The following is a 22,727-nucleotide window of genomic DNA, read 5'->3' as shown; positions in this document are numbered from 1 at the left end:
AAAAAGTCTCGACTACTTGATCAGCGGCAGCAGCGTTTCGGCGGTGATGCGCATCTGGTCGGTGTAGAATTTCTCGGTCAGCACGCTGGAGCCGTGATCCTGGATGAACTTCAGCTGCTCGGGCGAGATATCGACCGGGTGGCGCTCGACCATTTCGGGATAGGGCGCTGCCGGCGTGCGGTCGACCGGAGCGACGAACTCATTGGTCAGCGCGCCGTCGTAGCCGACTTCCTTCAAGGTGGCGACGATCTTCGGCCAGTCGATCTGGCCGAGGCCGGCGGCGAAGCGGTTGTTGTCGGCGACATGGAAGTCGAACAGCCGCTTTCCGATCTTACGGATGGCGTCGTAGACGTTAAATTCCTCCATGTGAATGTGGTAGGCGTCGAGGCAGACGCCGCATTCGGGGCTCACGGCATCGGCCAGCGCCAGCGCCTGGGCCCCACGATTGAACAGGTAGGTCTCGAAGCGGTTGAGCGGTTCGACGGCGATCTTGACGCCGACCTTCTTGGCATGGGTGAAGCACTCGCGGGTCGCGTCGACCACCCACTTCCATTCCTCTTCCTCGGTGCCGTCCGGCACCACCTTGCCGACGGTGGCGGGGACGAGCGTGATGATCTCGCCGTCGAGCTCGCTGACCATGGTCAGCACGTCCTTGACGTACTGCACCGAGCGCTCGCGCTGGCCCTGGTTCTTGGCGGCAAGGTTGCGCTCGCCCAGCATCAAGGTCACCGCGCCCCAGCAGCGGATGCCATGCTCCTTCAGCAGCGCCCGCGTCTCCTTGGTCTTGTACTGTTCGGGCTCGCCGGAAATCTCGATCGACTCATAGCCGAACTTCTTGATGCGCTTGAGGGTCGTCTCCAAGGGTTCCGCGCGCATCCAGTTGTGCGTCGAAAGATGCATGGTCTGTCCTTCCCAAATTCGTCCGTATGGTTTGCCTGCGACATGCATCGCCGAAAGGCGACGCAAGGGTTCCTCCCCAAGGCACCCCCAGCCTTTTCCTGCAAACTGGTTCGACCAATTGGGCCTGAGGCGAGGTCTACAGCAAATTGCCTGGGACGGCAAGAACTGCGGAAGCGCAACTTTTTCTGCGAATTATTTCATTGATTGTATTGCGATATCTGCCGATATTTCGGGTGTGCCGGCGGCTTTGAAGATGCATTGCGAGGCTTGACCAAATTCCGCTATTTGGTAATACCAGAATGGCAGTGCCTGCAAAGCGCCCGATGCGAAAAGACCAAAATGGCTGGCCCTGCTTCCAATCGGCGCTATGCTTGGTCGCGACAAGATGAGGGAGGATGCCGATGCCGACGACAATGAAGGGCCCTGGGCTGTTTCTGGCGCAGTTCGCGGGTGATGCGGCGCCATTCAATTCACTGGCCTCGATCACCAAATGGGCCGCCGGTCTCGGCTATAAAGGCGTGCAGATCCCGACCTGGGACGGGCGCTTGTTCGACCTCAAGAAGGCAGCCTCTTCCAAGACCTATTGCGACGAGGTCAAGGGCATCTGTGCCGATGCCGGAGTCGAGATCACCGAACTGTCGACGCATCTGCAGGGGCAGTTGGTGGCGGTACATCCAGCCTATGATGCGCAGTTCGACGGCTTCGCGCCGGCTTCGGTCCACAACAATCCCAAGGCGCGGCAGAAATGGGCGGTCGAGCAGATGAAGTTCGGTGCCAAGGCATCGCGCAATCTCGGGCTGAATGCCTCCGTGTCGTTCACCGGCTCGCTGGCTTTCCCTTACCTCTATCCCTTCCCGCAGCGGCCGGCCGGACTGATCGAGGAGGCCTTTGGCGAACTCGGCAAACGCTGGAAGCCGATCCTCGATGTGTATGAGGACAATGGCGTCGATGTCGGCTACGAAATTCATCCCTCTGAGGACGTGTTCGACGGCGCCACCTTCGAGATGTTCCTCGATGCGGTCGGCGGCCACAAGCGCTGCAACATCAACTACGACCCGTCGCACTTCCTCTTGCAGCAGCTCAACTATCTCGAATTCATCGACATCTACCACGAGCGCATCAAGGCGTTCCACGTGAAGGACGCGGAGTTCAATCCGACCGGCCGGCAAGGCGTCTATTCCGGCTATCAGAGCTGGACCAACCGCGCCGGCCGCTTCCGCTCGCTTGGTGACGGACAGGTGGATTTCGGCGGCATCTTCTCCAAGCTGACGCAGTACAATTACAATTCCTGGGCGGTGCTGGAGTGGGAGTGCTGCCTGAAGCATCCGGAAGACGGCGCGGCCGAAGGCGCCCCTTTTATCCAGCACCACATCATCCGCGTGACGGAAAAGGCATTCGACGACTTTGCCGGCGGCACCACCGACAAGAAGTTGCTGCGCGCGATGATGGGCATCTAGCGCTTGTCCCTCCCTCTCAAGGGGAGGGCGGCCCGAATGGCAGGCTGGGGCGGTTCATGCCGAGCTCCGCCTCTACGACCCACCAGATCCGCTGCGCGGATCGACCCCTCCTCGAGGAGAGGTAAAATAGCACGAGGGAGAGAAACATGGTCGGCGCATCGAAGTCGGAAACGGGAGGCGGCCCGATCCGCTACGGCATGGTCGGTGGCGGGCAAGGCGCCTTCATCGGCGCGGTGCACCGCATCGCGGCGCGCATGGACAATGATTTTGTGCTGGTTGCCGGCGCACTGTCGTCCGACCCGGCGCGGGCCAAGGCTTCGGCCGCCGAACTCGGCCTCGATCCGGACCGCAGCTACGCGTCCTACGCCGAGATGGCCAAGGCCGAGGCTAAGCGCCCAGACGGCATCGAGGCGGTGGCAATCGTCACGCCCAACAATGTGCATGTGCCGGCAGCCAAGGCCTTTCTCGAGGCTGGCATCCACGTGATCTGCGACAAGCCGCTGGCGACGACGCTGGCCGAGGCGAAGAAGCTCGCCGCGGTCGTCGAGAAGACCGGCAAGGTGTTCGTGCTGACCCACAACTACACTGCCTATCCGATGGTGCGGCAGGCACGCGAAATGGTGGCAAAGGGCGTGCTCGGCGACATCCGCATCGTGCAGTCGGAATATCCGCAGGACTGGCTGACCGAGGACCTCGCCGCCACCGGCCAGAAGCAGGCGTCGTGGCGCGGTGATCCGAAGCAGGCAGGCGCCGGTGGCGCGCTGGGCGACATCGGCACCCATGCCTACAATCTCGCCCGCTTCGTCTCCGGGCTGGAGCTGGATTCGCTGTCGGCCGATCTCGATGCCTTCGTGCCGGGGCGCCTGCTCGACGACAATGTCAATGTCATGCTGCGCTTCAAACCCGCCGGCAAGACGCATCCCGCCAAGGGCATGATCTGGGCGAGCCAGGTGGCGCCCGGACACGAAAACGGGCTGAAGCTGCGCATCTATGGTTCGAAGGGCGGGCTGGAATGGGTGCAGGCCGACCCGAACTATCTCTGGTACACGCCGTTCGGCCAGCCTAAGCAGTTGATCACGCGAAACGGCGCCGGCGCGCTGCCGGTGGCAGGCCGTGTCAGCCGCGTGCCGTCGGGCCATCCCGAGGGCTATCTCGAAGGTTTCGCCAATATCTATCAGGAGGCGGCACGCGCCATCCGCGCGGCGCGCCGCAAGGGTGGCAAGCCGGCAAAGGATGTCGTCTTCCCGACCATCCAGGATGGCGTCGAAGGCATGGCCTTTATCGAGGCCTGCGTGAAGTCGTCGAAGAAGAATGGAGCGTGGACCAAGCTCTGACCGGGATGCCGATCTTCAGGTGATGCCGGCCTGCAAATGACAGTTTCCTACGCTTCCGGTGCCCGCGTACGAAAAGTACGCTCCGCTCCGGTTCTCGGAAACCACCATTTTGGGCTCGGACTGACTTGAAGCTCAACTCCCGGTAGGGGCCTAAAAAGGGGGGAGGGGCGTCGATGAAAATCGGCATGTGCATGTTCTTGTGGACGACCGCGGTGTCGAAGAAGCACGAACCACTGCTTCGCGACATCAAGGCCACCGGTTTCGACGGTGTCGAGATTCCGATCTTTGCCGGCATGCCCGACGACTACAGGAAGCTCGGCGAGCTGCTCGACCGCATCGGCTTGGAACGGACCGCGGTTTCGGCGATGGGCGATCCCTCAATGAACCTGATCTCGGCCGATGCCGCGACCCGCAAGGCCGGTGTCGAGTACATGAAATGGGCTGTCGATTGCGCCAATGCGCTTGGCGCAAGGACGCTCAGCGGACCGCTGCATTCGACGCTCGGTGCCTTCTCCGGCAGCGGGCCGACGACCGCCGAGAAGAACCGTTCCGTCGCCTCGCAGCGCGCCATTGGCGACCACGCCGGCGAGCGCAACGTCACCATCGGGCTGGAGGCGCTGAACCGCTTTGAATGTTATCTTCTCAACACGATGGCTGACCTGTCGGAGCACGTCGATGCCATCGGCCGGCCGCACATCAAGGCGATGTACGACACCTTTCATGCCAACATCGAGGAGGCCGACCCGATCGGCGCCTATACGAAGCATCGCAGGAATGTCGTGCATATCCACATATCGGAAAATGATCGCGGCGTGCCGGGGCGCGGCAACATCCCGTGGAAAGAGACGTTCGCGGCGATCCGCAAGAGCGGCTATGACGACTGGCTGACCATTGAATCGTTTGGGCGTTCGCTGAAGGATTTGGCGGCGGCGACCAAGGTGTGGCGCGACTTCGCGGAGACGCCGGAAGCGGTTTATCGGGAGGGGTATAAGCATATCAAGAAGGGGTGGAAGGCCGCCGCTTAGCCGCCTTGATCGGGGGAGAGGTGTCGAGCGCAGCTCGACGGAGTGGGTCGACCCTTGGCGCGGCACCATACGATGCCCCACGTCTATGCGTCACAAGATTAACCCTGCTCGGCCTGGATCCGGTTGTAGTCATGGATCGTCCGGCTCAGCCGGCGGCGCAGGAAGTTGGATATGTTGTCGAAGATGAAGACGACGAGCAGGATCAGCAGCACCATGTAGAAGACGTTGGCCCAGTTGGAGTTGGTGCGCATTGCTTCCCACAACTTCAGGCCGATGCCGCCTGCGCCGACGGCGCCGATGATGGTGGCGCCCCTGGTATTGGATTCCCACTGGTAGAGTGTCTGGCTGATGAAGACCGGAATGACTTCCGGCATCACACCATAGCGCTGCACCAGGAGACCGTTGGCGCCAGTCGACGACACACCTTCGCGCGGCTTGTCGTCGATGTTTTCCAGCGCCTCGGAATAGGTTTTGCCGAGCGTGCCGATCTCGGTGAAGAAGATCGCCGCACTGCCGGCCAGCGGACCGGGGCCGAAGGCGCGGGTGAAGAACAGGGCCCAGATCAGCATGTCGACCGAGCGCATGAAATCGAAGAAGCGCTTGAGGACCTGGCCGAGCACGCCGCTCGGCGTGATGTTGCGGGCGGCGAAGAAGGCAAGCGGGAAGGCGACGATGCCGCCGAGCAGCGTGCCCAGGAACGCCATGACGATGGTCTGCAAAAGCTTCGTCCAGACGTCGCCGTGTTGCCACTGGGCGTTGTTCCAGATGTTGTCGCCGGCCAGCGCCAGGTTCGACGTGCCCGGCTTCAGTTCAGGCCCCGACACGATCAGCGAGAGCACTTCGCCCGCCGATTTGCCGAAGAAGGGCGAGCGTGTGTCGAAGACGAAATTCGCCCAACCGAGGAAGCGCTTGCGCACCTTGACGCGGTCGACGGTGACGCGCACCTCGCCGACGAAGCCCATCTTGGCCACCACCTCGTCGTCATGGGCGGTGATCCAGTCCGGCACCGGACCTGATATCACCGGCTTGCCGCTGGTCAGCGCAACAGGCACGGTCTCGCCGTTGGCCGTGATCACCGCCTGCGCCTTGTCGAAGATGACGGATTTTGCCGGGCCGTCGATCAGCACGGTGAAGGTGCCGTCCGGGTTCTTGATCACCCAGTCGGGGTTCGGGTTCTCGCCAAGGGCCGAAAAGCGCGGGTATTTTGGCGTGATCTGCGGCTGGTCGAGACGGAATTCCGGCTGCAGGTCGTAGCTGATCCATTGTGTCAGGAAGAGCGGCAGACGCTCCCAGTGCGATTCCCGCAGCACCTGCGGCAGGTTGAAGAACCACAGGACATAGAGAAGATAAGTCAGGATGCCAACGAACAGGAATAGCGGAGCGAAGCGTTTGTACGGCGGCCGCCGGAACACTTGCGGGTAGCGCTCCTCGATCGACAGCATCTCCTCGGCAGTCATTGTCGCCATGGTTCACGCACCCATCATAAAAGCCTGTTCGCCGACCAGCTTGCGACGCAGCCAGGCGGAGAACTGGTCGATGATGAAGATGGTCGTGAACAGGAGAAGCACCAGCGCCAGCGTCTTGGCGCCGAAGCCGCGCGAGATGGACAGCTTCAGTTCCTCGCCGATGCCGCCGCCGCCGACGGCGCCGATGATGGTCGAGGCGCGGACATTGATCTCGACGCGCAGCAGCGTGTAGGACATGAAATTCGGCAGCACCTGCGGCAGGTCGGCGAAGCGCACGCGCTCGAACCAGTTGGCTCCGACCGCGCGCAAACCTTCCTCGGCACGCATGTCGATGTTCTCGTTGATCTCGTAGAACAGCTTGCCGAGCGCGCCGATTGAATGCAGGCCGATGGCGATGATGGCGGCGATCGGACCGATGGAAACGATGGCCGCGAACAGACCGGCAATGACGATCTCGGGAAAGGCGCGCAACAGTTCCATCAAGCGCTTGACGATGAGCCTCAGCGCCGGATGGGGCGTCAGGTTGCGCGCGGCGATGAAGGAAAACGGCACCGCGAAGGCGAAGCCGATGAAGGTCGAGACCAGCGCCACGTTCACCGTGGTCAGCATCAGTTCGAAATATTCGGGGATGTAGAAACCGCCCCAGATATAGACGCGCCCGAGCGGGAAGTTATATTCCTGGGTGCCGGTATCATGCGGCGAGGCAATGTCGAACAATGCCCGCCAGACATCGTTCCAGTCCTTGGGAACCAGCCAGCTCAGGAAATCCAGAATGTGCGGCAGTCGGTCGAAGAAATGGCCGGCATTGGCCTCGTCGGCGAACCACATGCTGGCGAACATGGCTGCGAGCAGCAGGCTGACGCCGAGCACGGTATAGAGCCGGCGCAGCGACGTCTGGCGTCGCCAGGCGTCGGCCATCTGATGGGTGGCGCCAGAAGAGGCTGTCAAAGAGGGGGCTGTCACGGAAAGGGTCATGATCGGAGATGCAAAAAGGGCGGTGTTTTGAACACCGCCCTTTCCGATTTCGCCGTTAGCCGCCAATGGCTGCCTTACGGGCTTCGACGATGACGTTGTAGAAATCCGGCTTCACCGGAACGTAGCCGGTGAAATCGCCACCTTCGACGCCTTCGAAGCAAGCCTTGTCCTTCTTCGGCAACTCGGTGAAGAAGGCGGCGAGCTTGGCGGTCATCTCGTCGCCGAGCGCGGTGCGCACGACCAGCGGGCCGTTCGGGATCAGGCCCGAGCGCCAGACTTCGACGAAGTCGTTCGGATCGACGGCGCCCTTGGCGACGACCTTGTGGAAGGTGCCGGAGGTGAAGCCGTTCTTGAAGTCGCCGATGCCCGAGGAATCATCGACCGCGACATCGACCTTGCCGTCGCGCACGGCCAGGATGTTGTTCTCATGGCCGCCGCTGAACTGCGTCGAAGCGAAGAAGGCTTCGTTCGAGGCGCCGGTGTCCTTCGGAATCTGGGTCAGCGGGATCAGGTAGCCGGAGGTCGAATCCGGATCGGCATAGCCGAGCTTCTTGCCCTTGGCCGACTTGATGTCGGTGATGCCGGAGGACTTGAGCGCCAGGCCGATCGAATAATAGCCAGTCGCGCCGTCGGTCTGCTGGGTGGTGAGGATAGGGGTGACTGCCTTCGGATCCTTGATATAGACGCTGGCATAGCCGGAGGCGCCGAGTTCGGCGAAGTCGAGCGTGCCACCGAGCAGGCCCTGGATGACGCCGTCATAGTCGGCGGCGGGGAACAGCGAGACCTTCTCGAAGCCGAATTCGGCCTTCAGATGGTCGGCCAGGCACTGGTAGTTGCGCAGCCGGTCGGTTTCGTTTTCACCGCCCAGAATGCCGACGCGGAATTCCTTCAGATCGGCGGCGTGGGCCATGCTGGTGGCCATGGCGAGCACCGAAACGGCGCTGAAAACCATCTTCCTGAACATCTGTTATCTCTCCTGTAGGTTCCGGCCCCGCGCCGGCAGCGTTATTGATTTCGACAGATGCCCTTGACGCGGGCGGACGATCCAGGCCGCTCTTTCTTGAACTCAGTAACCCGGGAATGCGGGTTCGAGCGGTCCGGCGGATGCGGCGATCTTTTGCTTGAAGGCAACGCTGGTGGAGGTGATGGCCTCCGATATCTCTGCGCCATTGCTGTCGGCGCCATAGACTAGGCGCACGGCCTCACGGTTCAGCTCTTCGGGCGGGCCGTCAAAGACGACCTTGCCGGCGGCCATGCCGATGATGCGGTTGCAATAGGCGCGCGCGGTATCGAGCGTATGCAGATTGGTGACGACGGTGATGCCTTCGCGCAGATTGATGTCCTGCAGGGAATCCATCACCACCTTGGCGTTGAGCGGGTCGAGCGAGGCGATCGGCTCGTCTGCGAGGATAACCTTGGGCTGCTGCATCATGGCGCGGGCGATGGCGACGCGCTGCTGTTGTCCGCCTGACAGCGTGCCGGCGGGCTGCAGAGCGGTGCGGGCGATGTCAAGCTGCTCCAGGGCCGCGACCGCCTCGGCGCATTCGGCGCGCGAAAACATGCCGAGAAGGTTGGACAGGGTCGAACGATGGTTCAACTTGCCGAGCAGCACGTTGGTCAGCACATCGAGGCGCGGCACGAGGTTGAACTGCTGGAAGATCATGGCGCAGTCGCGCTGCCAGCGCCGCAGCGGCGAGCCGCGCAGCTGGGAGACCTCGGCGCCGCCAAAAAAAATCGACCCCTGGCTGGGGTCGACGAGACGGTTGATCATGCGGAGAAGGGTCGATTTGCCAGCGCCCGAACGGCCGATGACGCCGACCATCTGACCCTGCGGGATCGAGATGTTGACGTCGCTGACGGCGGTGTTCTTGCCAAATCGTCGGCTGACACCGCGGATTTCGAGCGTGGCAGAGCTTGCTGACATGGGCTGGTTCCAGTCCGGTCCATATTGATCGTCAGGCATTCGCCTAACGCAGCCACATGAACCTGCCGTGTCGCCAGCATGTCAGTTTTGTTACGCTACACAGGCTTGGCGGCTGAAGCGCATCGCGCTGAAACGAATTCATGCGATGCGCTTCAGGTCTTTGTAATTATGCATGTCGTTCTCCCAAAACCGAGGTCACTTTCGGGCGACATGCATTGGCGCCTTGCGGACAATCAGCCGAGCACCAGCAATTCCTCGAAATGCTTCATGTCGCGGAAAGCGCAGAAGGCGGGCGCCTTGATCTCGATTATCGGAGCCTGCCTTGCGAAAAGCGCCAGGCAATCGTCGAACAGCGCCTGCCATGCCGCTGCCCTGTCGTTGGCGAGACGCTGGATCTGGTAGGCGAAGGTGATGTGGAAGACGTACGTGTCGTGATCGGGGTGCCGGTAGCCGAACGGCACCGCCAGCGCATCGCGCCATTGACGCATGATGCGCACGTCCTCGTCCGTCGCGCCGGCCACGGTGAGGCCGGTCGGCACGACCTCGACCACCTTGATGTTGAACGGGCCGAAGCCCTCGAAACCCTTCAGGCGTTCCAGATAAAGGCGAGTCATTGCGTCGATGCTGGTGTCGAGTGGCACGTCCTGCGGCCAGTAGGGCAGGCGGCGGCGATATTCGATGATGCCCTGGAACAGGGTCATGTGCAGGCTGGAGACGGGCGTGAACGCGAGCCGGTCGGCGTCGGCCATCGCCAGCATCTTATCACGCACGGCAAGCACCACGGCCTCGGATGGCGAACCTCCGACCAGGTGGCTGACGACGGTGTTGCCAGGCTCGGTCAGGAAATTGCCCGACGTGTCGTAGCGGGTGCCAAGATGCGCAGGCGGGGTCGGATTGGAGCCGGCAAAGAATCCGGCGAGCGAGGGTCTGACGGTATCGGGCATGGCGATCTCCTTGGGGGAAATGGCGTCCTGTCCGAGTCCTGTGTCAAGGATGTGAACAGGCTCCCCGATGACGATGATGTGAGGGATTCACCTACCCCTCGTATTTCTCCAGGAACGCTTCGGCCGACAGCTCGCGGAAATCGTCGAGCGACGCGCGCAGCCTGGCGTGGTCCCAGTCCCACCAGGCAAGCGCCTGGTAGCGTTCGGCGGTGCGGCGGTCGAAGCGCTCGCGGATCGGTTTTGCCGGCACGCCGGCGACGATGGTGTAAGGCGCGACATCCTTGGAAACCACCGCGCCGGCGCCAACCGCCGCGCCATCGCCGACGGTAATGCCGGGCAGGACGGTCGAGCCATGGCCGAGCCATGTGTCGTGGCCGATGGTGACGCGCTTGGCGCGGCGCTCAGCGAAGAATTCGCTCTCATGCTCGGCGTCATCCCAATAGTCGGAGGCGCGGTAGGTGAAGTGGTGCAGCGTCGGTCGCCAGGTCGGGTGATTGGTGGCGTTGAGGCGCACGGCGGCGGCTATGTTGGCGAACTTGCCGATCGTCGCGCACCAGACGGCGCAATCCTGCATCATGTAGGAATAGTCGCCGAGCTCGCTTTCCGAAACCCGGCTGCGGTCGGCGATCTCGGTCCAGCGGCCAAGGGTCGAGTTGTGCACCTCCGCCGTCGGGTGGACCAGCGGCGTTTCCGACAATTTCCTGGTCATGCGGCGAGTTTTCCGGGAGCAAAGGCGGTGACGTCGATGATGCGGTCGGCAACCGCCTCGCGCACATCGTGATCGTGGAAGATGCCGAGCAGGGCGACATCCGCCGCCTTCTTGGCGGCGATGAGTTCGATCACCACGTCGCGGTTGGTGGCATCGAGCGAGGCGGTCGGTTCATCGAGCAGCAGGATCGGGTGCTCGGTGATGAAGCCGCGCGCGATGTTGACGCGCTGCTGCTCGCCGCCTGAGAAGGTCGCCGGCGGCAAAGCCCAGAGTTTTTCCGGCAAATTGAGCTGCGCCAACAGTGCGCGCGCCTTGCCCCTGGCCGCCTCGCGCTCCTCGCCGCGTTCGACCAGCGGCTCGGCGACGACATCGAGAGCCGAGACGCGCGGCACGGTGCGCAGGAACTGGCTGACATAGCCGATCGTTTGCCGGCGAACGGCAAGCACGGTGCGCGGGCTGGCATGGGCGAGATCGATCAGCCCGTCCTCGTGCCTGACGATGATCTGGCCTTCGTCGACGGCGTAGTTGCCGTAGAGCATTTTCAGGATCGAGCTCTTGCCGGCACCGGACGGGCCGCCAAGTACGGTGCATTCGCCGGCCTTGATCGAGAACGAGACACCGGAAACGACAGGCAGTTTGATGCCGTCGCGCAGATGCATGGTGAAGCTCTTGGCGACGTCGGAGACAACGAGGGGCGTCGGCATGGTTACACCTGCAGGATGGAAGAAACGAGGAGCTGCGTATAGGGCGCGCGGGGATCGTCGAGCACGCGGTCGGTGAGCCCGCTTTCGACGACGCGGCCGTCCTTCATCACCATCATGCGCTGCGACAGCAGGCGTGCCACCGCGAGGTCGTGGGTGACGACGATGGCCGCGAGACCAAGATCGGTGACCAGTCCGCGCAAGAGATCAAGCAGGCGCGCCTGCACCGAGACATCGAGGCCGCCGGTCGGCTCATCCATGAACACCAGCCGTGGCCCGGTGACGAGGTTGCGGGCGATCTGCAGGCGCTGGCGCATGCCGCCGGAAAAGGCGCGCGGCTCGTCGTCGATGCGGTCTTGCTCGATCTCGACGCGCGACAGCCAGTCGACCGCCGTGGCGCGGATCTTGCCGTAGTGGCGGTCGCCGACCGCCATCAGCCGTTCGCCGACATTGGCGCCGGCCGATACGGTCATGCGCAGGCCGTCGGCGGGGTTCTGGTGGACAAAGCCCCAGTCGGTGCGCATCAGGAAGCGGCGCTCGGCCTCGCTCATCCTGTAAAGCTCACGGAACTGGCCGTCGCGCATGCGGTAGCTGGCGGTGCCGGAAGAGGGCAGCAGCCGCGTCGACAGGCAGTTGAGCAGCGTCGTCTTGCCGGAGCCGGATTCGCCTACGACAGCCAGGACCTCGCCCGGCCACAGGTCGAAGGAGACGTTGTCGCAGCCGACACGCGAGCCGTAGAATTTGGAGAGCGCCGAGACGCGCAGCAACGGTTCGTCGGTCATTGGGCCGGCTCCATTTTTTCCGAGGCATGAAGGACATCGGGGGCAAGGTGGCCGCGATGGCCATCGGCCCGCCGCTTCTCGCAGTGGTCGGTGTCGGAGCAGACGAACATGTGGCCGCCATGGTCATCGAGGATGACCTCATCGAGATAGACATTCTCGGCCGCGCAAAGCGCGCAGGGCTGGTCGAAGGTCTGCACTTCGAACGGATGATCCTCGAAGTCGAGGCTGACGACTTCGGTGAAGGGCGGCACCGCGTAGATGCGCTTCTCGCGGCCGGCGCCGAACAACTGCAAGGCCGGCGAGCGGTGCATCTTTGGATTGTCGAATTTCGGTGTCGGCGAGGGATCCATCACATAGCGGCCCTCGACCTTCACCGGATAAGCATAGGTGGTGGCGATGCGGCCGTGCTTTGCGATGTCCTCATAGAGCTTCACATGCATGAGGCCATATTCCTCCAGCGCATGCATCTTGCGCGTTTCGGTCTCGCGCGGCTCGAGGAAGCGCAGCGGTTCCGGGATCGGCACCTGGTAGACCAGCACCTGGCCGGCGGTCAGCGGGTGTTCGGGAATGCGGTGGCGGGTCTGGATGATGGTGGCGCTGGCGGTCTCGGTGGTGACAGCGACATTGGCGACCTTCTTGAAGAAGGCGCGGATCGACACCGCGTTGGTGGTGTCGTCGGCGCCCTGGTCGATCACCTTCAGCACGTCATCGGGGCCGATGATCGAGGCAGTGACCTGGACGCCGCCGGTGCCCCAGCCATAGGGCATCGGCATTTCGCGCGAGGCGAAGGGCACCTGGTAGCCGGGGATGGCGATGCCCTTGAGGATTGCCCGGCGGATCATCCTTTTGGTCTGCTCGTCGAGATAGGCGAAGTTGTAGCTGGCGATGTCGGTCATGATGCTACCTCCAATCCCTTGGCATAGCGCTCCAGCCGGTCCGCAAGCGTGCCGGTGTGCAGTTCGAACATGTGGTTGTCGTCGTCGTAGAAATAGATCGAGCGGCCTTCACCCTCGACGCGCGGACGGGGCGGGCGCATGTCGAGGCCTAGCTTGGCGACACGCTCGGTGTAGCGGTCGAAATCGGCGTCATCGATCTTGAAGGCGATGTGGTTGTAGCTGCGCTCAGGCAGCGCCTCGCCTTCCATGATGGCGATCCAGATGTCGCCGATCAGGAAGAATTTTTCGCGCGACAGCGAGAACTGTTCGGCCTCGCTGGCATAGACCTCGCGCGCGTCGAAGATGCCCTCGAGGATGGCGCTCATCCGGTCGAGATCGCGGACGATGAAGGTCATGTGGGACAGGCCTTCGATCATTCCGCGGCCTCCCGCTTTTCGTCCACCTTTGTGGGGTGCTCCCGGGCCTCGTACTCGGCGCGCATGCGACGCACGAGGTCGAGTTCGGCCTGGAAGTCGACATAGTGCGGCAGCTTCAAATGCTCGACGAAACCGGTCGCCTGGACATTGTCGGAGTGCGAGATGACGAACTCCTCGTCCTGGGCGGCGGCGACAATGTCCTCGCCGAGTTCGGAGGCACGCAGCGCCCGGTCGCAGAGAGCCATGGCCATCGCCTTGCGCTCGCTCTGGCCGAACACGAGGCCGTAGCCGCGGGTGAATTGCGGCGGCGCCTTGGCCGATCCCTTGAACTGATTGACCATCTGGCATTCGGTGACCCGCACCGTACCGAGCGGCGCGGCGAAGGGTAGTTCGGGAACGTCCAACTCCAGCTCGACCTCGCCGATACGGATCTCGCCGACGAAGGGGTGGTTGCGGGCATAGCCGCGCTGGGTTGAATAGCCGAGCGCCAAGAGAAAACCCTCGTCACCGCGCGATAGCGCCTGCAGGCGGATGTCGCGCGCCATCGGGAATTCCAGAGGCTCGCGGGTGATGTCTCCGGGAACATGATCCTGCGGCATCTCGCCATCCGGTTCGATCAGGCCTTCGCGGGCGAGGATCGCCGAGACGCGCGGCATGGCCTGCGCCTCCGTCTCGCGCTGCAACGGCTCGGCGACATCGGCACCGGCGGCAAGCTCGGGATCGAGCAGACGGTGGGTGTAGTCGAAGGTCGGGCCAAGCAGCTGGCCGCCGGGCAGGTCCTTGTAGGTTGCCGACACACGCCGTTCGACCCGCATCGCGCTGGTGTCGATCGGTCTGGAATAGCCGAAGCGCGGCAGCGTGGTGCGATAGGCACGCACCAGGAAGATCGCCTCGATCATGTCGCCGCGCGCCTGGACGATAGCGAGCGCCGCCAGTTCACGGTCATAGAGCGAGCCTTCGCTCATCACCCGATCGACGCCGAGCGACAGCTGCTCGACGATCTGGTCGAGGCGCAGGGCGGGCACCGAACGGTCGCCGCGCCGGCGGTCGGCGAGAAGGTTGTGGGCATTGGCGATTGCGGCCTCGCCACCCTTTACCGCGACATACATCTTCAAGCCTCCATCGTCTTGATACGTGTCGTGCGCGGAAGGCAGGCTATGCCTTGCGATGTGGCGAGGATGATGTCGACGCCGCGCGGAAAGCGCTTGTTGTTCTGCTTCCACTGCTCGATGAAATGACGCGGCATCTGTGCCGGCGCGATCACGGCGCTGGTTTCGATGCCGGGGCCTTCGAGCAGCAGTGGAGCGCCTGAGGTCAGGTCGCTGACTTGCAGGATCAGCGTGGTCGACCTGTCGGGATAGTCCTGCGTTCCTTGCGCAAAACCGTCGAGCGCCATCATCTCGGCCGGTGTTGCGACAAACGCGAAATGCGCGTCGGCGGGTGTGTTGGCCAGCGGCGCGCCGGTGTGGAAACCAAGCCAGGAGCCGATCGCGGCGGAGGTGTGCAGGGCCGGGTCGAGCCAGAGCGGCGTGTCGTTGTCGCACAGCGCCAGTGCCACCGCGCCTGACGTTGCCGAGAGCGGCGCCGGCGGTCGGGCCAGGGCAGGCAAAGGCTGCACGCTGCCTGGCCGCGCCATCGCATCCATGATTGCGCGGAAGACGGTCTGGGCGTTGAAGACGGGATCGGCGAAGCCGCCCTCGATCGATTGTGCTTGGATATCCATCAGTCTTCTCCGCGAACCATGGTGAAGAAATCCACCTTCGTTGCCGCCGTCTCGGCGCGGCGTTTTTCGTTGGCAGCGGCAAGCGCCGACCGCAGAGGCGCGATCAGCCTGGTCTCGACTTCGGCGCGGCTGGCAGGGTCTTGCCACAGCGCGTCGGCTATTGCCGCCAGCTTTGCCTTCTGCTTGTCGCGACCAAGCGCGTAACAATGGCCGACCTGACCGGACGACAACCGGACGGTGGCGCGGGTGACGGTCGCCTCGCCGACATTGAATGGCGCGCCGCCGCCGCCGATACGGCCGCGCAGCGTCACCAGCCCGGTCTCGGGGCCACGCAGCAGTTCGGCTTGCGAAGGCAGGCCGGCCTCATTCCAGAGCCGGACGATGTCGTCGCCGCTCGATTGCGCCAAAGTCGCCATGGCGGCCTTGCGTTCGGCCTGGTCGCGGGCTTCCTGTCCTCGCATCAGCAGCATTCCTCTTTGCCAAATTTGTCTATTGATATAGACAACTATACAAATTATACATATTACCTAACGCGAGTCCATGACGCGTGGATGACAGGCGATGGAAGGCGGGGGGCAAATTCATGATCGGACGACAGGAAGCCGACAGTATCGAACGGCGCAGCGGCGTCTCGCTGTGGCGTCAGATCGCCGACAGAATCCTGCAGGCGATCGCCATCGGCGATTTCGCCGAGAATGCCGCGCTGCCGCCGGAGGTGGCGCTCGCCGAGCGCTATGGCGTCAACCGTCACACGGTGCGCAGCGCCATATCGGCGCTTGTGCAGGAAGGCGTGCTGCGGGCCGAGCAGGGGCGCGGCACCTTCGTCTTGTCGCGCAAGCGGCTGTCCTATCCGATCGGCGCGCGCACACGCTTTTCGACAGGCCTGCAAGGGCAGACGTCGGAACGGCATATCGTGCTGCTCGCCTCATCGGTCGAGCCGGCCAGCCAGCGTGTCGCCGAGGGGCTTGGCCTGGCGAGGGGGGCTGAGGTGATCAGGTTGGAGACCCGGGGCGAAGCCGATGGACGGCCGGTGTCGCGCGCTGCCGGATGGTTCGAGGCCAAGCGCTTTGCCGGCATCGACAAGGCGATGGCTGACACCGGCTCGATCACCGCGTCGCTGGCTCGTTTCGGCATAGACGACTATCTCCGCCAATCGACCATGCTGTCGGCGCGCCACGCCGATGCGGCCGACCTAGCCGACCTCGATCTGCAGCCCGGCGCCATCGTGCTGGTGACGGTCGCCGTCAACGTCACGCCAGACGGCCAGCCGATCCAGTTTTCGGAATCGCGCTTTCCGGCGGAACGGGTGGAACTGAAACTGTCGGCGCTGTGAGTCGGCGGCGGCCGGCTACCCCACCTCGATCACAGCCTTGATCAGTCCGGATTTTTCATGTGCCCAGCGGGCGAGATCGCGCGGCGTATCGGCAAGCGATGTGCGGTGGGTGACGAGCTTGGCCAGTGGCACGGCGCCGTTGCGGATCGAGGCGGCGACATGGTCGAAGTCGGCGCGCAACGCATTGCGGCTGCCGATCAATGTCATTTCACGTTTGTGGAATTCGGGGTCGGAAAAGACGATGTCGTCCTTGACGACGCTGACCAGCACCAGTGTGCCGCCATGGGCGACATGAGCGAAGGCCGACTGCACCGATTGGGTGTTGCCGGTGGCGTCGAAGACCACATCGAAGCCTTCGCCTGATGTCGCCTCCCTGACCAGATCCGAGACTGGGCCACGTGACCCGTCAAGAGCCTGGAAGCCAAGTTCGTTTTCGGCGAAGGCCAGCCTTTCACTGCTCATGTCGAGCAGTGTTACGTCGAGCCCGGCGATGCGGGCGAAGATGGCGGTGCCGAGGCCGATCGGGCCAGCGCCGATGACCAACGTGCGGGCACCGGTCTCGCCCCGCGCACGCCGCACGGCATGCGCGCCGATGGCGAGGAACTCGACGGCGGCGGCATCGGCCAACGACAGGCCGTTTGCCGGATAGAGATTCTGCGCCGGGACCAGGATGCGTTCGCACATGGCGCCGTCGCGATGGACTCCGAGCACCTCGATCCTGACGCAGCAATTGGGCTTGCCGTGCCGGCAGGCGATGCACTTGCCGCAGGACAGATAGGGGTTGATGACGACCGGCTCGCCAACGGCAAGCTCGACACCTCCGCCGGTCTCGACGATCGTTCCCGACACTTCGTGGCCCATGATGCGGGGATAGGCCAGGAACGGGTGCTTGCCTTCGAAAATGTGGTAGTCGGTGCCGCAGATGCCGACATGGCTGACCGCGACCAGCGCCCAGCCGGCGGGCGGGGCGCCAGGCGCCGGGCGGTCTTCCAGGACAAGCTCGCCGGGCGAGCGGCAGACGACGGCTTTCATGTTTCAATCCAGTCCTTAATGGAATCGCCGGCCCGGCGGTCAAGTCGGGCCGGCGATCGATTGCGGGTCGGTCTACTTGCCGCGGCGGCGCAGCCCGTCGAAGTAGACGATGATGATGATCAGCGCGCCGGTGATGATGCGCTGCCAGAACGAGTTGACGTTGAGCAGGTTGGCGCCGTTGTTGATGGTGGCGAGGATGAAGGCGCCGAGCAGCGGGCCGTGCACCGAACCGACGGCGCCGAACAGCGAAGTGCCGCCGATGACCGACGAAGCGATCGCCTGCAGTTCCCAGCCCTCGGCCTGGGTCGGGTTGCCGATGCCGATGCGGGCGGCAAGCAGCACGCCGACGAAGGCCGCGCACAGGCCCGACAGCGTGTAGGCCATGTAGATTGTGCGCTGGACGTTGACGCCGGACAGGCGCGAGGCTTCGGCGTTCGAGCCGACCGAGAAGAGATATCGGCCCCAGCGGCTGTGATGAAGGAAGATGTAGGCCGGGATGCCGACCAGGATGACCATCCAGAACAGATTGGGGATGCCGATGAAGGAATTGCGCGAGAAGGCGGTGAATGTGTCGCTGTTGATGTTGATCGAATTGCCGTTGGTCATCAAAAGGCCGATGCCGCGCAGCGAAGTCAGCGTCGCCAGCGTGATGATGAAGGGCGGCAGGCCCATCTTGACGATGCCGAAGCCGTGAAACATGCCGATGGCGACACCGACCAGCAGTGTCACCAGAATGGCGAGCCAGATCGGGAAGCCGGCATTGATCATCATCGCGACGACGACGGTGGCGAAGCCGACTACCGCGCCGACCGAAAGATCGATGCCGCCGGTGATGATGACGAAGGTCTGGCCGACCGCCATGATGGCGATCATCGAGCCTTGGCGCAGAAGATTGGCGATGTTGTTGCCCGAAGCGAAGCTTGGCGTCGCCAGCGAAAGGACGATCCAGAGCAGCACCAGCAGCGCCAGCAGCGTCAGTCCGAACAGGACGTTGTAGTTGCGCTTCGGTTTTTCGGCGGGGATCGCCTCGATGCTCATGTCTGTCCTCCCAGTTTTTCTTGTTTCTCAGCGAGCGCCTGCGTGAGAATGTCCTCGTGACTGGCGGTGTGGAACCCATGCGTGGCCACCAGCTTGCCGCGCCGGAACACGTGCAGCGTGTCGGCCAGTTCGTAGACCTCCGGCAAATAGGACGAGATCAGGATGATGCCCGCTCCCTTCGACAGCAACTCGCCGAACAGGCGGTAGATCTCGGCCTTGGTGCCGACATCGACGCCGACGGTCGGTTCGTCGAAGATGAACAGCTTGGCGCCATGCGCCAGCCATTTGCCGATGACGATCTTCTGCTGGTTGCCGCCGGAAAGGCTGGACGCCAGCGCGCCGCGTGTCGGCGTCTTGATCCGGAGGCCGGCGATCTGGCGGTCGGCCTCGGCTTTCTCCTTTGTGTTGGAGATCAAAAAATTGCTGGAGATGCGCTTGTAGATCGGCAGGTTGAGATTGAGGCCGACCGGCAGATTGAGGCAAAGACCCTGGTCGCGGCGGCTTTCCGGCGCCAGCGCCATGCCGAGCTTGATCGCGTCATGCTCGGAGTTGACCTGAACCGGCTTGCCTTCCCACAGGATCTCGCCCGCCGACTTGCGGTGGCGGCCGTAAAGCGTGGTGACGAACTCGCTGCGGCCGGCGCCGATCAGGCCATAGAGCCCGATGATCTCGCCGGCGCGGACCGTCATCGAGACATTTTCGAAGCCTTTGCCCGACAGGTTCCTGGTCTCGACGATTGCAGCGCCGGGGGTGAAATGCTCCTTATGATAGACCTGCTCGATCGAGCGGTTGATCATCATCTTGACCAGTTCCGCGTCGTTGGTCTCGGCAATGTTCCTGGTGCCGACCAGCGTGCCGTCGCGCAGCACGGAGACGCGATCGGCGAGTTCGAACACCTCCTCCATGCGATGGCTGATGTAGATGATGGTCACGCCTTCGCCCTTCAGCCGGCGGATCAGGGTGAAGAGCTGGTCGGCCTCCTTGCGGGTGAGGTAAGCGGTCGGCTCGTCGAAGATCAGGAATTTCGTGCCGCGCACGGTGGCGCGGGCGGCGGCGATCAGCTGCTGCTGGCCGATGGTGAGGTCGCCGAGCACGACATGCGCCGGCAGATCGAAGCCGAGATCGTCGATGATCTTCTGCGCTTCCCTGACCATGGCGCGCTGCTGCAGGATGCCGAAACGTGAATTCTCCTCGCCGAGAAACATGTTGGCGGCGACCGTCAAATGACGGCAGAGCACGACCTCTTGATGCACGGCGTTGATGCCGAGCGCCATCGCCTCATGCGGGGTGGCGAGCGCTGCCGGTTTGCCTTCCCAGAAGACATCGCCTGAGGTGCGCGGCATGACGCCGGTCAGAAGTTTGATGAGCGTTGATTTGCCGGCGCCGTTCTCGCCGACGATGGCGTGGATCTCACCGGACTTGAAAGCGAGATTGACCGGCTTCAGCGCGTGCGTGCCGGGATAGCGCTTCTCCAGCCCGCGTAATTCGAGGATCGTCCGCCCTGGTTCCAGCGCGGGGGCGGGATGCAGGTCCTGCGCCGTCGAAATCATGACAATCCTCCCAGATTGGCCTCACGATTGGCAGGCGGCGAGGCAAGGACATGCGCCCTGAAAAACAGCCTAGCCTAAGCTTGCGTGTTGCCAAGCCGTTTGTGCCGGCAGTGGATGTTTCCGGGGCGCGAAGCCCCGGAAACGATGGTGGATACGACGGCTCAGAGCTTCGGGTTGAGCAGCGCGTCGATCTTGGGATCTTTCATGTTGGCCTTGGTCACCAGATTGGCGCCGGTGTCGACATTGGCTTCGACCTTCTCGCCCTTGGAGGCTGCGAGTGCGGTCTTGATGCCGTCATAGCCCATCCGGTACGGATCCTGGACGACGAGGGCGGAAATGACGCCGTCGTTGAGGAACTTAATCAGCTTCTCATCGCTGTCGAAACCGACCAGCGCCAGCTTGCCGCCAAGGTTGTTCTCAGCGACAGCCTGACCGACGCCCTGCGCCATGATCAGATTGGAAGCGAAAATGCCCTTGAGGTTCGGGTTGGCGGTGATCAGGTCGGTGGCGATGTTGAGGCCGGTGGTGGCCTGGCCATCGGCATATTTATCGGCGACCAGCTTCAGGCCAGGATACTTTGCCTTGAGCTGCTCGGTGAAGCCCTGCTTGCGCTGTTCGAGCGAGCCGGCGCCGGGAGCGTTGGTGATCAGGGCGACATCGCCCTCGATCTTGCCGCCATTGGCGGCACCGATCGCGGCCGCGAGGCCGTCGGCGGCAACGCGACCGCCCTGCACGTTGTCGGTGGTCAGGAACGAAGTGAAGGCCTTGGAGTCGGCGCCGGAGTCGATGCCGATAACCTTGACCTTGGCGGCGGCTTCGTCGATCGGCTTGCCCAGCGCCTTGAACTCGGTGGGCGCAATCACGATGGCGGCCGGGTTGCTGGCGACGGCGTTCTCGAGGATCGAGACCTGGCCGTTGACGTCGGTTTCAGCCTGGGCGCCGAGTTCCGGCACATTGACGCCGAGATCCTTGCCGGCCTTGCGGGCGCCGGCCAGAACGATCTGCCAGTAGAAGGACGTGGTGTCCTTGACGATGATCGGAATGGTCACGTCCGCCGCCGAAACCGGCGCCGAATGCATGACGCCGGCGAGCATCGAAGCTGCTGCCAGCGCCATGACGGCGCGGCGGTTGAGAATGCTGGTCACGAATTTCATTAGGATTCCTCCCTAAGTCGCCCGGTGAACGTTACGGAAAGCTCCGTTCGGATAGGCGCGGCCCAAACAGAACTTTATCAATAAAAAACATTTACGCTGTTTTGATAGTGCATCGACCTGGACGATGCAAGCGGTGTTTCGCGCCTGCTTGCCATCGTCGGCGGAGACACATTCGCACGCTGCTCCTCCCAAGATGCAGCCAGAAGCTCCCGTTTCGTTCTGTAGAGCCATGGAATATTAATTCCATGGCTTAGTCAATATGGAATATCCATTCTCTCTGAGATGTCGCGGATTTGTGAAGTTGGAGCCCGCCATCAAGGGCACGTCTGCAAGATGCCGCCTTCATCCCAGCTTCTGCACCACCGTGTAGGGACGATATTTCTGGTATTCCGCCTCCGGCACGTCGATGTCGAGCAGTCCGAGGTTGCGTGTCAGGTTTGCCAGTTTGGCGGTACCCGTAAGCACGGTGGCGACCGTCGGCTCGTGCAGGGGAAACTGGAAGGCGGCGGCCGCCAGCGGATAACCGCCTTCGCCGGCGATCTTCTCCATGGCGTCGACACGGTCGAGCATATCGCGGCTGGCGGGCTCGTAGTCGAAATGCGCGCCTTGCACCGGTCCGGTCGCCAATATGCCGGAGTTGAAAACACCGCCGATCACCAGCGACGTCCGCTGCGCCCGGCACAGCGGCAGCAATTCCGCTTCCGCGCTGCGGTCGAGCAGGGAATAGCGGCTCGCGAGCAGGATGCAGTCGAGCGGCGCCCGGCGCATCACGTCAAGGCAGATCTGGATTTCGTTGACGCCGAGTCCATAGGCGGAAATCGTGCCGGCCCGCTTCAATTCCTCGAGCGCCTTGAGCCCGCCGTCCATCAGTTGGCGAAAGTGCAGTTTTGTCTTCTCGACGCCATGTGTGTAGACGCCGATGTCGTGGACATACAGGATATCGATCTTGTTCAGGCCAAGCCGCGCGTAGCTGAAGTCGACCGACCGCATGATGCCGTCATAGGAATAGTCGTAGTCGAGCGCGAACGGCAGTGGATCGACATAGGAGTGATCGGGAACCTGATCTTCAGGCACCGGGTGGAGCAGGCGTCCGACCTTGGTGGACAGCACGTAGGAATCGCGCGGCTTGTAGCGCAGGAAATCTCCGAAGCGTCGCTCCGACAGGCCGAAACCATAGAAGGGCGCGGTGTCGAAATAGCGCAAGCCGGCCTCCCAGGCGCCTTGCAGCGTCTCCATCGCCGCCTCGCGCGAACAGGTGCGGTAGAGGCCACCGATCGCGGCGCCGCCGAAGCTGACCTCTGTGACTTCGAGCGCTGTCTGGCCGATGCGACGTTTTTCCATGCGAGCCCTCCCCGTTGCCGGCCGCTG

Annotated in this window: 23 protein-coding genes; 4 read left to right on the top strand and 19 right to left on the bottom strand. The window is 63.1% G+C overall.

What is annotated here, in order from left to right; genetic code table 11:
• Positions 1 to 12: 12 nt before the first annotated feature.
• On the bottom strand, positions 13 to 900 hold the full coding sequence (locus AC1VON_RS33370; RefSeq protein WP_140772162.1) for a sugar phosphate isomerase/epimerase family protein: 888 nt from the start codon (positions 898 to 900) through the stop codon (positions 13 to 15).
• A 401-nt stretch (positions 901 to 1,301) separates the two neighbouring features.
• On the opposite strand from AC1VON_RS33370, the gene AC1VON_RS33365 reads away from it, so the two are divergent.
• From AC1VON_RS33365 to AC1VON_RS33355, 3 genes are all read left to right on the top strand, one after another.
• Positions 1,302 to 2,357, top strand: coding sequence for a sugar phosphate isomerase/epimerase family protein (locus tag AC1VON_RS33365; protein WP_483126211.1), 1,056 nt, complete (start codon positions 1,302 to 1,304; stop codon positions 2,355 to 2,357).
• 146 nt (positions 2,358 to 2,503) lie between these two features.
• Positions 2,504 to 3,691, top strand: coding sequence for a Gfo/Idh/MocA family protein (locus AC1VON_RS33360; protein ID WP_140772159.1), 1,188 nt, complete (start codon positions 2,504 to 2,506; stop codon positions 3,689 to 3,691).
• 173 nt (positions 3,692 to 3,864) lie between these two features.
• On the top strand, positions 3,865 to 4,716 hold the full coding sequence (locus AC1VON_RS33355) for a sugar phosphate isomerase/epimerase family protein (protein WP_483126210.1): 852 nt from the start codon (positions 3,865 to 3,867) through the stop codon (positions 4,714 to 4,716).
• A gap of 98 nt (positions 4,717 to 4,814) precedes the next feature.
• Here AC1VON_RS33355 and phnE (AC1VON_RS33350) read toward each other — a convergent pair whose 3' ends face one another.
• The 13 genes from phnE (AC1VON_RS33350) to phnG all read right to left on the bottom strand — a co-directional run bounded on the left by phnE (AC1VON_RS33350) (position 4,815) and on the right by phnG (position 15,713).
• Positions 4,815 to 6,182: a phosphonate ABC transporter, permease protein PhnE gene (gene phnE, locus AC1VON_RS33350; protein WP_483126209.1), complete on the bottom strand. Its 1,368-nt coding sequence runs from the start codon at positions 6,180 to 6,182 to the stop codon at positions 4,815 to 4,817.
• Positions 6,183 to 6,185: 3 nt separating this feature from the next.
• Entirely contained in the window at positions 6,186 to 7,157 is a 972-nt protein-coding gene (phnE, locus tag AC1VON_RS33345; RefSeq protein ID WP_483126208.1) for a phosphonate ABC transporter, permease protein PhnE, read from the bottom strand.
• Positions 7,158 to 7,212: 55 nt separating this feature from the next.
• Positions 7,213 to 8,121, bottom strand: coding sequence for a phosphonate ABC transporter substrate-binding protein (phnD, locus tag AC1VON_RS33340; RefSeq protein WP_483126207.1), 909 nt, complete (start codon positions 8,119 to 8,121; stop codon positions 7,213 to 7,215).
• Between the two features lie 102 nt (positions 8,122 to 8,223).
• On the bottom strand, positions 8,224 to 9,081 hold the full coding sequence (gene phnC, locus AC1VON_RS33335; protein ID WP_483126206.1) for a phosphonate ABC transporter ATP-binding protein: 858 nt from the start codon (positions 9,079 to 9,081) through the stop codon (positions 8,224 to 8,226).
• A 233-nt stretch (positions 9,082 to 9,314) separates the two neighbouring features.
• Entirely contained in the window at positions 9,315 to 10,025 is a 711-nt protein-coding gene (locus AC1VON_RS33330; RefSeq protein WP_172348515.1) for a DUF1868 domain-containing protein, read from the bottom strand.
• A gap of 91 nt (positions 10,026 to 10,116) precedes the next feature.
• Complete coding sequence (locus AC1VON_RS33325) at positions 10,117 to 10,734, bottom strand: DapH/DapD/GlmU-related protein (RefSeq protein WP_172348516.1); 618 nt, start codon at positions 10,732 to 10,734, stop codon at positions 10,117 to 10,119.
• The gene (gene phnL, locus AC1VON_RS33320) at positions 10,731 to 11,438 is read right to left on the bottom strand and encodes a phosphonate C-P lyase system protein PhnL (protein ID WP_483126205.1); all 708 of its coding nucleotides are present in this window, start codon (positions 11,436 to 11,438) and stop codon (positions 10,731 to 10,733) included. Before phnL ends, AC1VON_RS33325 begins: the two co-directional genes overlap by 4 nt.
• A 2-nt stretch (positions 11,439 to 11,440) precedes the next feature.
• Complete coding sequence (gene phnK, locus AC1VON_RS33315; protein WP_013892928.1) at positions 11,441 to 12,217, bottom strand: phosphonate C-P lyase system protein PhnK; 777 nt, start codon at positions 12,215 to 12,217, stop codon at positions 11,441 to 11,443.
• Positions 12,214 to 13,113 (bottom strand): alpha-D-ribose 1-methylphosphonate 5-phosphate C-P-lyase PhnJ, encoded by a 900-nt coding sequence (locus tag AC1VON_RS33310; protein WP_483126204.1) that lies wholly within the window; start codon positions 13,111 to 13,113, stop codon positions 12,214 to 12,216. The genes phnK and AC1VON_RS33310 overlap by 4 nt, the downstream gene beginning before the upstream one ends.
• Positions 13,110 to 13,529, bottom strand: coding sequence for a FosX/FosE/FosI family fosfomycin resistance hydrolase (gene fosX, locus AC1VON_RS33305; RefSeq protein WP_483126203.1), 420 nt, complete (start codon positions 13,527 to 13,529; stop codon positions 13,110 to 13,112). Before fosX ends, AC1VON_RS33310 begins: the two co-directional genes overlap by 4 nt.
• The gene (locus AC1VON_RS33300) at positions 13,526 to 14,638 is read right to left on the bottom strand and encodes a carbon-phosphorus lyase complex subunit (protein ID WP_172348520.1); all 1,113 of its coding nucleotides are present in this window, start codon (positions 14,636 to 14,638) and stop codon (positions 13,526 to 13,528) included. The genes fosX and AC1VON_RS33300 overlap by 4 nt, the downstream gene beginning before the upstream one ends.
• Positions 14,639 to 14,640: 2 nt before the next feature.
• A complete protein-coding gene (phnH, locus tag AC1VON_RS33295; RefSeq protein WP_483126202.1) occupies positions 14,641 to 15,252 on the bottom strand; it encodes a phosphonate C-P lyase system protein PhnH in 612 nt (203 codons plus the stop codon).
• A complete protein-coding gene (gene phnG, locus AC1VON_RS33290; protein WP_172348522.1) occupies positions 15,252 to 15,713 on the bottom strand; it encodes a phosphonate C-P lyase system protein PhnG in 462 nt (153 codons plus the stop codon). The genes phnH and phnG overlap by 1 nt, the downstream gene beginning before the upstream one ends.
• A 122-nt stretch (positions 15,714 to 15,835) precedes the next feature.
• Here phnG and phnF point away from each other — a divergent pair, with 122 nt between their 5' ends.
• Entirely contained in the window at positions 15,836 to 16,585 is a 750-nt protein-coding gene (gene phnF / locus AC1VON_RS33285; protein WP_483126201.1) for a phosphonate metabolism transcriptional regulator PhnF, read from the top strand.
• A gap of 15 nt (positions 16,586 to 16,600) precedes the next feature.
• On the opposite strand, the gene AC1VON_RS33280 is transcribed toward phnF, so the two are convergent.
• The 5 genes from AC1VON_RS33280 to AC1VON_RS33260 all read right to left on the bottom strand — a co-directional run bounded on the left by AC1VON_RS33280 (position 16,601) and on the right by AC1VON_RS33260 (position 22,700).
• Complete coding sequence (locus AC1VON_RS33280; RefSeq protein WP_483126200.1) at positions 16,601 to 17,617, bottom strand: zinc-binding alcohol dehydrogenase family protein; 1,017 nt, start codon at positions 17,615 to 17,617, stop codon at positions 16,601 to 16,603.
• Between the two features lie 72 nt (positions 17,618 to 17,689).
• A complete protein-coding gene (locus AC1VON_RS33275; RefSeq protein WP_172348525.1) occupies positions 17,690 to 18,655 on the bottom strand; it encodes an ABC transporter permease in 966 nt (321 codons plus the stop codon).
• Entirely contained in the window at positions 18,652 to 20,205 is a 1,554-nt protein-coding gene (locus tag AC1VON_RS33270; RefSeq protein ID WP_172348526.1) for a sugar ABC transporter ATP-binding protein, read from the bottom strand. The genes AC1VON_RS33275 and AC1VON_RS33270 overlap by 4 nt, the downstream gene beginning before the upstream one ends.
• A gap of 161 nt (positions 20,206 to 20,366) precedes the next feature.
• Positions 20,367 to 21,359, bottom strand: coding sequence for an ABC transporter substrate-binding protein (locus AC1VON_RS33265; RefSeq protein WP_172348527.1), 993 nt, complete (start codon positions 21,357 to 21,359; stop codon positions 20,367 to 20,369).
• A gap of 342 nt (positions 21,360 to 21,701) precedes the next feature.
• Complete coding sequence (locus AC1VON_RS33260; RefSeq protein ID WP_483126199.1) at positions 21,702 to 22,700, bottom strand: aldo/keto reductase; 999 nt, start codon at positions 22,698 to 22,700, stop codon at positions 21,702 to 21,704.
• Between the last annotated feature and the right edge of the window lie 27 nt (positions 22,701 to 22,727).

This window comes from Mesorhizobium sp. HAY1-8B (assembly GCF_056868045.1).
This window is presented reverse-complemented; position numbering and strand designations above follow the sequence as displayed.

Coding starts and splice junctions, on each gene's coding strand:
- AC1VON_RS33370 (WP_140772162.1), bottom strand. CDS start 900: ATGCATCTTTCGACGCACAACTGGATGCGCGCGGAACCCTTGGAGACG.
- AC1VON_RS33365 (WP_483126211.1), top strand. CDS start 1,302: ATGCCGACGACAATGAAGGGCCCTGGGCTGTTTCTGGCGCAGTTCGCG.
- AC1VON_RS33360 (WP_140772159.1), top strand. CDS start 2,504: ATGGTCGGCGCATCGAAGTCGGAAACGGGAGGCGGCCCGATCCGCTAC.
- AC1VON_RS33355 (WP_483126210.1), top strand. CDS start 3,865: ATGAAAATCGGCATGTGCATGTTCTTGTGGACGACCGCGGTGTCGAAG.
- phnE (WP_483126209.1), bottom strand. CDS start 6,182: ATGGCGACAATGACTGCCGAGGAGATGCTGTCGATCGAGGAGCGCTAC.
- phnE (WP_483126208.1), bottom strand. CDS start 7,157: ATGACCCTTTCCGTGACAGCCCCCTCTTTGACAGCCTCTTCTGGCGCC.
- phnD (WP_483126207.1), bottom strand. CDS start 8,121: ATGTTCAGGAAGATGGTTTTCAGCGCCGTTTCGGTGCTCGCCATGGCC.
- phnC (WP_483126206.1), bottom strand. CDS start 9,081: ATGTCAGCAAGCTCTGCCACGCTCGAAATCCGCGGTGTCAGCCGACGA.
- AC1VON_RS33330 (WP_172348515.1), bottom strand. CDS start 10,025: ATGCCCGATACCGTCAGACCCTCGCTCGCCGGATTCTTTGCCGGCTCC.
- AC1VON_RS33325 (WP_172348516.1), bottom strand. CDS start 10,734: ATGACCAGGAAATTGTCGGAAACGCCGCTGGTCCACCCGACGGCGGAG.
- phnL (WP_483126205.1), bottom strand. CDS start 11,438: ATGCCGACGCCCCTCGTTGTCTCCGACGTCGCCAAGAGCTTCACCATG.
- phnK (WP_013892928.1), bottom strand. CDS start 12,217: ATGACCGACGAACCGTTGCTGCGCGTCTCGGCGCTCTCCAAATTCTAC.
- AC1VON_RS33310 (WP_483126204.1), bottom strand. CDS start 13,113: ATGACCGACATCGCCAGCTACAACTTCGCCTATCTCGACGAGCAGACC.
- fosX (WP_483126203.1), bottom strand. CDS start 13,529: ATGATCGAAGGCCTGTCCCACATGACCTTCATCGTCCGCGATCTCGAC.
- AC1VON_RS33300 (WP_172348520.1), bottom strand. CDS start 14,638: ATGTATGTCGCGGTAAAGGGTGGCGAGGCCGCAATCGCCAATGCCCAC.
- phnH (WP_483126202.1), bottom strand. CDS start 15,252: ATGGATATCCAAGCACAATCGATCGAGGGCGGCTTCGCCGATCCCGTC.
- phnG (WP_172348522.1), bottom strand. CDS start 15,713: ATGCGAGGACAGGAAGCCCGCGACCAGGCCGAACGCAAGGCCGCCATG.
- phnF (WP_483126201.1), top strand. CDS start 15,836: ATGATCGGACGACAGGAAGCCGACAGTATCGAACGGCGCAGCGGCGTC.
- AC1VON_RS33280 (WP_483126200.1), bottom strand. CDS start 17,617: ATGAAAGCCGTCGTCTGCCGCTCGCCCGGCGAGCTTGTCCTGGAAGAC.
- AC1VON_RS33275 (WP_172348525.1), bottom strand. CDS start 18,655: ATGAGCATCGAGGCGATCCCCGCCGAAAAACCGAAGCGCAACTACAAC.
- AC1VON_RS33270 (WP_172348526.1), bottom strand. CDS start 20,205: ATGATTTCGACGGCGCAGGACCTGCATCCCGCCCCCGCGCTGGAACCA.
- AC1VON_RS33265 (WP_172348527.1), bottom strand. CDS start 21,359: ATGAAATTCGTGACCAGCATTCTCAACCGCCGCGCCGTCATGGCGCTG.
- AC1VON_RS33260 (WP_483126199.1), bottom strand. CDS start 22,700: ATGGAAAAACGTCGCATCGGCCAGACAGCGCTCGAAGTCACAGAGGTC.